Origin of the sequence: Tepidimonas sp. (assembly GCF_036825565.1) — a bacterium.
GTDB lineage: Bacteria > Pseudomonadota > Gammaproteobacteria > Burkholderiales > Burkholderiaceae_C > Tepidimonas.
This window is the reverse complement of the sequence record NZ_DAISXZ010000084.1, coordinates 1-8,901: the sequence shown is the minus strand read 5'-3', so window position 1 is coordinate 8,901 and position 8,901 is coordinate 1. Positions and strand designations below refer to the sequence as shown.

Here is an 8,901-nt window from a genome sequence, read left to right as displayed (position 1 = left end):
GGCGGTGGGCGGGCTATCCATAAGCGCACGAGCGGACTCAAATGAGAATGCGCATTATCTACAATGGCGGCATGGACCTCGCCGTCACCCAGGTTTCCGTGCGGTACCCGCGCGCGACCCAATCCGCCGTCGATGGCGTCACGCTGGGCCTGAGCGCCGGCGATATCGGTGTGCTCATCGGGCCATCGGGCTGCGGCAAAACCACGCTGCTGCGCGCGGTGGCGGGGCTGGAGCGCATTGCCGGCGGCACCATCGCGCTGGGGGGCGAGGCGGTCAGCGGCGACGGCATGCATGTGGCCCCGGAGCACCGGCGCATAGGCATGGTGTTCCAGGACTATGCGCTGTTTCCGCACCTGGATGTGGAGCGCAACGTGGGCTTTGGCTTGGCCCACTGGGATGCCGGCCAGCGCCGCGCGCGGGTGGCCGAGGCGCTGCGCCTAGTTGGGCTAGAGGGCCTGCAGCGGCGCTATCCGCACGAACTCTCGGGCGGCCAGCAGCAGCGCGTGGCCCTGGCGCGGGCGCTGGCCCCGCAGCCACGCCTGCTGCTGTTGGACGAACCCTTCTCCAACCTGGACGTGGATCTGCGCGAACGGCTGGCGCACGAGATTCGCGGCATCATCAAGGCTGCGGGCATCACGGCGCTCTTCGTCACGCACGACCAAATGGAGGCCTTCGCGATCGGGGACGTGATCGGCGTCATGCACCAGGGGCGGCTGCACCAATGGGATGACGCCTATGCGCTCTATCACCGGCCGGCCACACGCTTCGTCGCGGAGTTCATCGGGCACGGCGTGTTTGCGCCGGCGCGCATCTTGACGCGGGGCCAGCAGGTGGTAGTGGAAACGCCACTGGGTGAGTTGGAAGACGTGGCCGAGTGCCCGCTGCCCAGCGCCTTCCCCGACGGGCTGTGCGAGGTGCTGCTGCGCGCCGACGACGTGGTGCATGACGACGCCTCGCCGTTTCGCGCGGAGATCGTGCGCAAGGCCTTCCGCGGCGCGGAGTTCCTGTACACGCTGCGGCTGGCCGACGGCCAGTTACTGCAGGCGCATGTGCTGTCGCACCACGATCATGCGATCGGGGAGTGGATCGGCATCCGCGCCGCGGTGGACCACGTGGTCACCTTCGCGCGCGGTGCTGGGGCGGCCGCCCCGCCCGCACCGGCGGTACGCCAGCCGGCGCCCGAGCCGGCGTGAGGGCTGAACGGCTGGCGACCGATCAGGCCACCGCCAGACGGCCAGCGGCGCCGGGTGCGGTCTGGGGCTGGCGCGGCAGCAGCTCACCCAGGACGCGGCACACTGTCTCGTGCTTGGCGTCCACCAGCTCCGCCAGCACGCGCAGCGGCGGCAGGCGGCCACGCAGACCCACGGCCCCACCGGCGTCGCCCAGCACATCCGGCCGTGCCAGCAGCCGCAGCAACGAGGCCAGACGCTGCCGCACCGAGCCGGTACGCAGCAGCGCCATCGCATGCGCCCGCTCGGGCTGTTGCAGCAGCGCCTCGGTTAGCCAACGGGCGCGCTCGCCGTCGTGGGCGGGCTGCAGCGGCCCGCCCACCGTCACCGAGGTGATCGCCGTGGCGCGCCAACCATGTGTCTGCCCTGCCAGCGCGTCGAGGCCAAGCCAATCGCCTGGCTCGGCCAGCATCACCAGCAGCGGGCCGTCACGGCCCATGCGGTCCAGCCGCACCAACCCGCGTTCGACGCGCCAGGGCCCGCCGCGGCCACCGACCTCGAACACGGTTTGCTGGGGAGCCAGCACCACCACGGGTGCCTGGGTCGGGTCACTGGATGCCATCGAGGTACCACTGGCGCACGCGCGCGAACTGTTCAGGCGACAGGGTCGAGCGCACGAAATCGACACAGCGCTCGCGCATCTGCAGGTGCTCCTGCTCGGTCTGCACGAGCTGCTGGCGCAACTCGTCGCGGCGGGCGGCGGGTGCGCCGTCCAGAATCGCCAGCCGCAGCTCGCCGCGCAGCGCGCGGATGCGCTGGGTCAGCGCCAGGCGGCGCGGCATCGCCTCTTTGCGGAATTGATCCAGCGCCTGGCGCTGGGCGTCGCTCAGGCCAAGCTGCGCCTCGTGCTTGAGGATTTGCGGCATCAGCTCGGCAATCGGCACGCTCTCGTCGGCAACGCTGGTGCGGGCCTGGGCCGGCGCGGCGGCCAGCGCCAGCCCGCAGGCCAGCAGCGCGGCCGTGGCGGCGCGGCGCGCCTGAAAACGGCGAATGACACGAACGGGGGTGTGCATGGAGGAACACTCCTTTCTTCTGTTTCAGTGCTTGGGTGGCCGTGTCTCAGTGCCGGTGACCTCCGTGCGGGCCGGCCCCCATCGCGCCGGGCTGCGCGCCCAGCGCCATCACCTTGGCCTGCACCTCCTGGCGCACGCGCTGGCCAGCGGCGTTTTCGAACACCAGCGTCAGCGGCACGGTTTCGCCGCCGGCCAGCGGGCGCTTGAGGTCCATCAGCATCACGTGGTGGCCACCGGGCTTGAGCTCCACCGGCCGGCCGGCCGGCAGCGCCAGCCCGGGGATGGCGCGCATGCGCATCACGTCGCCGTCCATCGCCATCTCGTGGATCTCGACGACGCCGGCCACCGGCGATTCGCCGGCCACCAGGCGCATCGGTTCCGGCGCCGTCAGGCGCATGAAGGCGCCGGTGGCCTTTTGCTGCGCGACGGTGCCGCGCACCCAGGGCTCGTCGATCTTGACGGTCTGCGCCCAGGTGGTGGCGGTGAGGGTGAGCAACGCGCCGGCGGCGGCGCTGAGAATCAGGTTGCGGGGCATGGTTGGGCCTCCTTTCGGGGGTTGCAAAGGGGGGTTGAAAACGCAAGGGGTGGGCATCAGGCGCCTTCTCGAAGAAGCCACGCGATGTCGTGCGCGTAGTCGTCGGCGCTCTGTTTGTGCTTGTGCACGATGCGCAGGCGGTGGGCTCCTTCCACCGCACGCGCCAGCGCCGTCGGACAGACGTCCGGGCACTGCACGAAGCCGAGGTACAGCATCACCGCCTTGCCACGAAAGTCCTCGAGCGTGCGGCGTTGGCCGTGCTGATCGGTCAGGGCCAGTGTGCGGCCGTTGGACGCGGCGTCAGGCGGACAGGAGCGGCGGGGCGTGCGGCTGCGGCCGCAACCACGCCCGGGGCGGCGCGGCCGGACGGGCCGTGTGGGCGACTAGAGCCAACGGGTCTGCGGCAGGCGCCAGGCCGACGCAGCCTACGGACGATGGCAAACCCAGCCCGCCGTGCAGCAGGCACCAGTCGCACACCATCGCGGTGGCGGCGCCATCGTCCGGTGCGGCGTCGCCAGCCGCGTCCAGCGCAACCCAGGCCATGCCGGTGCTGGTGCAGATCTGCACCCGCTCGCCAGCACGCGGCTCGCCCGCCCACGCCCGGGCGAGCGTGGGCGCCAGCGCTGCCCACAGCAGCGCCAGAAGGGCCAGCGCAAGCGGCCAGCGGCGGCAACGGACGATGGCGTTCACCATCGACATTGTAATGAGCACTGCCCGGACGTGCTCGTTACACTTGGCGCGTCACGCCGCACGACCGAGGGTTTCCGGGCGGGTGGCGCCGCACCTTTTTCGTCCCTTGCGCATCACGCATCACGCCACCATGACGCCCGCCGAACAAGCCCTGCGCGACGCCGCGCTCGAATACCACCGCACCCCGACCCGGGGCAAGGTTTCCGTCACGCCGACCAAGGCGCTGTCCAACCAGCGCGACCTGAGCCTGGCCTACTCCCCCGGCGTGGCCTATCCGTGCCTGGAGATCGCGGCCGACCCCAACAAGGCCGCCGACTACACTAGCCGCGGCAACCTGGTCGGCGTGGTGACCAACGGCACCGCCGTGCTAGGCCTGGGCGACATCGGCCCGCTGGCCGGCAAGCCGGTGATGGAAGGCAAGGGGTGTCTGTTCAAAAAATTCGCGGGCATCGATGTGTTCGACATCGAGCTGGCCGAGAAGGACCCGGACAAGTTGGTCGAGATCATCGCCGCGCTGGAGCCGACGCTCGGCGGCGTGAATCTGGAGGACATCAAGGCGCCCGAGTGCTTCTACATCGAGCGCCAGTTGCGCGAGCGCATGAAGATCCCCGTGTTCCACGACGACCAGCACGGCACGGCGATCATCTCGGCGGCAGCGCTCATCAATGCGCTGGAACTGGTGGGCAAGGGCATCGGCGACGTGCGCATCGCCGTCAGCGGCGCGGGGGCGGCCGCAATCGCGGTGCTGGATCTGTTCGTCGCGCTGGGAGCGCGGCCCGAGCACATGCTGGTGTGCGACTCCAAGGGCGTGATCCACGACCAGCGCGAGGACGCCCTGGCCGGCCGACTGGACGAATCCAAGCGGCGCTACTGCCGCACGACGGCGGCGCGCACGCTGGCCGATGCGGTGCGCGGCGCCGACGTGTTTCTGGGCTGCTCGGCGCCCGGGGTGCTGACGGCCGAGATGGTGCAGACCATGGCCGAGCGGCCGGTCATCCTGGCGCTGGCCAACCCCGAGCCCGAAATTCGCCCCGAGGTCGCCAAGGCGGCCCGGCCCGACTGCATCATCGCCACCGGGCGCAGCGACTACCCCAACCAGGTCAACAACGTCCTGTGCTTTCCGTACATCTTCCGCGGCGCGCTGGACTGCGGCGCCACCCGCATCACGGAAGCGATGAAGCTGGCCTGCGTGCACGAGATCGCGGCCCTGGCCAAGGCCGAGATCAGCGACGAGGTGGCTGCCGCCTACGCCGGGCAGGAGTTGCAGTTTGGCCCGGACTACCTCATCCCCAAGCCGTTCGACACCCGGCTGATCCTGCGCATCGCCCCGGCGGTCGCGCAGGCGGCGGCGGACTCGGGCGTCGCCGCGCGCCCGATCGCCGACATCGGGGCCTACCGCGACAGCTTGCAGCGCTTCGTCTACCAGACCGGCATCCTGATGAAGCCGGTCTTCAACGCCGCCAAGGCCGTGGCGCCCAAGGCCCGCGTGGCCTACGCGGACGGCGAGGACGAACGCGCCCTGCGCGCGGCCCAGCTCGCGCTGGAGGAAGGCATCGCTCAGCCGATCCTGATCGGCCGCCCTGCGGTCATCGAGGCGCGCATCCGCAAAGCGGGGCTGAACCTGCGCCTGGGCGTCGATGTGGAAAACGTCAACCCCGAGGACGACCCACGCTTCCGCCAGTACTGGGAGGCCTACCACCAATTGATGAAGCGCAACGGCGCCACGCCGGAGGTCGCCAAGGCAGCGGTGCGCCGCTCCAACACCATCATCGGCTCGCTGATGGTGCACCTGGGCGATGCCGACGCCCTCATCTGCGGGCTGGTCGGGACGTACACGACGCATCTGGAGCGCATCGACGCCATCCTGGGGCGGCGCCCCGAGGCTTCACTCTACGCCGCGCTCAATGCGGTCAACACCGACCGCGGGCCGATCTTCATCACCGACACCTACGTCAACGAGGATCCCAGCGCCGAACAACTGGCCGAGATCGCCTGGATGGCCACACAGGAGGTGCAGCGCTTTGGCATCGCTCCCAAGGTGGCGTTCCTGTCGCACTCCACCTTCGGCTCGTCCAAGCGCGCCAGTGCGCGCAAGATGCGCGCCGCGCGCGATCTGTTCGTCGCCGCGCATCCCGAGATCGAATGCGACGGCGAGCTGCACGGCGACGCGGCGCTGGAGCCCGAGATCCGCGGGCGCTTTCTTTCCGACTCGACACTGTCCGGCAGCGCCAACCTGCTGGTCTGCCCCAATCTGGACGCGGCGAACATCCTCTACAACGTCATGAAGACCACCACCAGCGGCGGCGTAACGGTGGGGCCGATCCTGATGGGCGTCAACGGCACGGCCTATGTGCTGACGCCGGCCGCCACCGTGCGCCGCGTGCTCAACATGACGGCGGTCGCGGCGGCGCGGGTGCGGGGTTGACGCGCGGCGGCGCTCGCACGCTACCCCGCAACCGGACGCCCCCTTCGTCGAATTCGACGGCGTGTGGCTGGCCAACAACCAGACGCTGCTGGACAAGGGACAGTTTGCCGTCGAAGACATACACCTGCAGGCGCGCCGCGGCGAGTTCATCGCCATTGTCGGGCCGTCGGGCTGCGGCAAGTCCACGTTCATGAAGCTAACCACGGGCCTGAAACGCCCCTCGCGCGGCGCCATCCGCGTCGACGGGCAGCCCGTGGACGGGCCGCTGAAGATTTCTGGCATGGCGTTTCAGGCACCGTCGCTGCTGCCCTGGCGCACCACGCTGGATAACGTGCTGCTACCGCTGGAGATCGTGGAGCCGTTCCGCAGCCAGTTCAAGGACCGGCGGCGCGAGTTCGAGGAGCGCGCGAAGCGATTGCTCGCCTCCGTGGGCCTGGCGGGCTACGAGCGCAAGTTCCCCTGGGAACTGTCGGGTGGGATGCAGCAGCGCGCCAGCATCTGCCGCGCGCTCATCCACGAGCCCAAGATGCTGCTGCTGGATGAGCCCTTCGGCGCACTGGATGCCCTCACCCGCGAGGAGCTCTGGTGCACCCTGCGCGACCTGTGGGAGGCGCAGCGCTTCAACGTCATCCTCGTCACGCACGACCTGCGCGAATCCGTCTTTCTGGCCGACACGGTGTACTGTATGAGCAAAAGCCCCGGGCGCTTCGTCGTGCGGCGCGACATCCCGATCCCGCGCACGCGCGATCTGGAAGTTACCTACACACCCGAGTTCACCGACATCGTGCACGAGCTGCGCAGCCACATCGGTGCCATGCGCAAAACCGGCGCACCCCTGCAGCAGTAACCGCCATGTCCCGCAAAACCCTGGAACGGCTCTCGCCCCTGATGTTGCTGGTCGTGCTGATCGTCCTGTGGGAGGCGATCACACGCGGCTTTGGCGTGTCGGAGTTCATCTTTCCCAGCCCCTCGCGCATTTGGGAGCAGACGGTCGAACACCACACGGTCATTCTGGGCCACGCCTGGCGCACCTTCTGGGTGACCATGGCGGGCTTTGGCATCGCCATCGTGGTCGGCGTGCTGCTCGGCTTTCTGATGGGCTCCTCGCGCCTAGCCTATGCGGCCCTTTATCCGCTGATGACGGCTTTCAACGCCCTGCCAAAGGCGGCCTTCGTGCCGATTTTGGTGGTGTGGTTTGGCATCGGCGTGGGACCAGCGATCCTGACGGCCTTTTTGATCAGCTTCTTCCCCATCATGGTCAACATCGCCACCGGGCTGGCCACGCTGGAGCCGGAGCTGGAGGACGTGTTGCGCGTGCTCGGCGCCCGCCGCTGGGACGTGCTGACCAAGGTGGGGCTGCCGCGATCGCTGCCGTATTTTTTTGGTTCGCTCAAGGTCGCCATCACGCTGGCGTTCGTGGGCACGACGGTGTCCGAAATGACGGCGGCCAACGAGGACATCGGCTATCTGCTGATCTCGGCCGGCTCGTCGATGCAGATGGGACTGGCCTTCTCCGGGCTGCTGGTGGTGGGCATCATGGCCATGGCAATGTACGAGCTGTTCAGCCTGATCGAAAAAAACACCACCGCCTGGGCCCACCGCGGCAGCCAAGCCGCCTGAGCCGCGTGCCGCCCCGCACGCCCGCCGCACCATGCCCTGGGACGCCCACCTGCATCTGCACAACCAGCGGCGGGGCGACACCAAGGTGGCCCGCCACCGCCACCACGGTCCGCTGCGCCTGTTCCACAGTTCCACAGCCTGTATCCGGAAGGCCCAGGCATCCGCCACAACGTGATCGTTCACCCCCCCGGCGGGCTGGTGGAAGGCGACACGCTGCGCGTGACGGTGCAGGCGGATGCGGGCGCGCACGGCCTCGTCTCCACGCCGGGTGCGACGCGTTTCTACCGCTCCGATAGCGAGCCGGCCACCCAGCGGGTGCACATTCGGCTGGAGCTGGGCGCCCGGCTGGAATGAGTGCCGCTGGAGACCATCGCTTACCCAGGCTGCCAGGCCCGCAATGCGCTGGAGGTGCAACTGGCGGAAGGAGCCGAGTGGCTCGCCTGGGACGTGACGGCGCTGGGGCTGCCGGGCTCTGGCCAGCCCTTCAACAGCGGCTGCCTGCACCAGCGCCTTTGCATCGAGGGCCATTGGCTGGAGCAAGGCCGGCTGGACGCCGCGGATGCATGCCTGCTCGACAGCCCGGTGGGGCTGGGCGGCCACCGCTGCCTGGGCACGCTGGTGCTGGCCAGCGGCACGCCATGGAGCCGCGAGCGGCGGGAGCGCCTGCTGGATGCGGTGCGCGCCGTCCTGCCCGACAGGCTGGCCGATCTGCCAGCCGGCGCCACCTGCCCCAACGATCATGTGCTGGTGCTGCGGGTGCTGGGCCCGCTGGTCGAGCCGGTGATGACCCTGGTGCAGCAAGGCTGGGCGGCACTGCGGCAGTCGGCGTGGGGGCTGCCGGGGCAGCCGGCGCGGATTTGGCGGGTTTGAGCGAAACTTCAGATCGCCAAAAGTTGGCGAATACCGCGGACCTGCATTTCGGCCCCAGGCCCGCTGGCCACCACCTCGCCGCGCTCCATCACCAGGTAGTGATCAGCCAGTTCTTCGGCAAAGTCGTAATACTGCTCCACAAGCACGATCGCCATGGGCTGGCCGTCCAGCCCTTCTCGGGCCAGTTTCCGCAACACCCGGCCAATATCTTTGATGATGCTGGGCTGAATGCCTTCGGTCGGTTCGTCGAGCACCAGCAGCCGGGGGCTGGATGCCAGGGCACGGGCAATCGCCAACTGTTGTTGCTGCCCGCCGGAGAGGTCGCCGCCCCGGCGACTGAGCATCTGCTTGAGCACCGGAAAGAGTTCATAAAGCTGAGGCGGCATGGGCGTCCCCGCTTTTTGCGAGGCCTGGCCCATGAGCAGGTTTTCGTGCACGGTCAGGCGGGCGGAGATCAACTGGCACCGTTTCCTGGAGAAGCTGCTCGCCCGCGGCCTCACGGGCGTCAAGCTCATCGTC

At 69.2% G+C, this 8,901-nt stretch carries 10 protein-coding genes and 1 pseudogene; 5 read left to right on the top strand and 6 right to left on the bottom strand.

The window, feature by feature from the left end:
- Positions 1–71 precede the first annotated feature (71 nt).
- Positions 72–1,193, top strand: coding sequence for an ABC transporter ATP-binding protein (locus V7026_RS10130; RefSeq protein ID WP_334155261.1), 1,122 nt, complete (start codon positions 72–74; stop codon positions 1,191–1,193).
- A gap of 22 nt (positions 1,194–1,215) precedes the next feature.
- On the opposite strand, the gene V7026_RS10125 is transcribed toward V7026_RS10130, so the two are convergent.
- From V7026_RS10125 to V7026_RS10105, 5 genes are read right to left on the bottom strand one after another with little or no spacing between them, the layout of a single operon-like run.
- Positions 1,216–1,791, bottom strand: coding sequence for a hypothetical protein (locus V7026_RS10125; protein ID WP_334155259.1), 576 nt, complete (start codon positions 1,789–1,791; stop codon positions 1,216–1,218).
- A complete protein-coding gene (locus V7026_RS10120; RefSeq protein WP_334155258.1) occupies positions 1,778–2,242 on the bottom strand; it encodes a Spy/CpxP family protein refolding chaperone in 465 nt (154 codons plus the stop codon). The genes V7026_RS10125 and V7026_RS10120 overlap by 14 nt, the downstream gene beginning before the upstream one ends.
- Positions 2,243–2,288: 46 nt before the next feature.
- Positions 2,289–2,777 (bottom strand): copper chaperone PCu(A)C, encoded by a 489-nt coding sequence (locus V7026_RS10115; protein ID WP_334155257.1) that lies wholly within the window; start codon positions 2,775–2,777, stop codon positions 2,289–2,291.
- A 56-nt stretch (positions 2,778–2,833) separates the two neighbouring features.
- The gene (locus V7026_RS10110) at positions 2,834–3,049 is read right to left on the bottom strand and encodes an SCO family protein (protein ID WP_334155260.1); all 216 of its coding nucleotides are present in this window, start codon (positions 3,047–3,049) and stop codon (positions 2,834–2,836) included.
- A 28-nt stretch (positions 3,050–3,077) separates the two neighbouring features.
- Entirely contained in the window at positions 3,078–3,467 is a 390-nt protein-coding gene (locus V7026_RS10105; protein ID WP_334155256.1) for a DUF2946 family protein, read from the bottom strand.
- Between the two features lie 130 nt (positions 3,468–3,597).
- Between V7026_RS10105 and V7026_RS10100 the strand changes: the two genes are divergently transcribed.
- From V7026_RS10100 to V7026_RS10085, 4 genes and pseudogenes are all read left to right on the top strand, one after another.
- The gene (locus V7026_RS10100; RefSeq protein WP_334155255.1) at positions 3,598–5,892 is read left to right on the top strand and encodes an NADP-dependent malic enzyme; all 2,295 of its coding nucleotides are present in this window, start codon (positions 3,598–3,600) and stop codon (positions 5,890–5,892) included.
- A gap of 61 nt (positions 5,893–5,953) precedes the next feature.
- Positions 5,954–6,739, top strand: coding sequence for an ABC transporter ATP-binding protein (locus tag V7026_RS10095; RefSeq protein WP_334155254.1), 786 nt, complete (start codon positions 5,954–5,956; stop codon positions 6,737–6,739).
- A gap of 5 nt (positions 6,740–6,744) precedes the next feature.
- On the top strand, positions 6,745–7,512 hold the full coding sequence (locus tag V7026_RS10090; protein ID WP_334155253.1) for an ABC transporter permease: 768 nt from the start codon (positions 6,745–6,747) through the stop codon (positions 7,510–7,512).
- Between the two features lie 31 nt (positions 7,513–7,543).
- Positions 7,544–8,382 (top strand): annotated as a pseudogene (locus V7026_RS10085) (urease accessory protein UreD).
- Between the two features lie 8 nt (positions 8,383–8,390).
- Here V7026_RS10085 and V7026_RS10080 read toward each other — a convergent pair.
- On the bottom strand, positions 8,391–8,901 hold a 511-nt coding region (locus V7026_RS10080), incomplete at its 5' end, for an ATP-binding cassette domain-containing protein (RefSeq protein WP_334155252.1).

Excerpts from the sequence above, each read along its gene's own strand:
- V7026_RS10115 (WP_334155257.1), bottom strand. The coding sequence starts at position 2,777 with ATGCCCCGCAACCTGATTCTCAGCGCCGCCGCCGGCGCGTTGCTCACC.
- V7026_RS10125 (WP_334155259.1), bottom strand. The coding sequence starts at position 1,791 with ATGGCATCCAGTGACCCGACCCAGGCACCCGTGGTGGTGCTGGCTCCC.
- V7026_RS10130 (WP_334155261.1), top strand. The coding sequence starts at position 72 with ATGGACCTCGCCGTCACCCAGGTTTCCGTGCGGTACCCGCGCGCGACC.
- V7026_RS10100 (WP_334155255.1), top strand. The coding sequence starts at position 3,598 with ATGACGCCCGCCGAACAAGCCCTGCGCGACGCCGCGCTCGAATACCAC.
- V7026_RS10090 (WP_334155253.1), top strand. The coding sequence starts at position 6,745 with ATGTCCCGCAAAACCCTGGAACGGCTCTCGCCCCTGATGTTGCTGGTC.
- V7026_RS10120 (WP_334155258.1), bottom strand. The coding sequence starts at position 2,242 with ATGCACACCCCCGTTCGTGTCATTCGCCGTTTTCAGGCGCGCCGCGCC.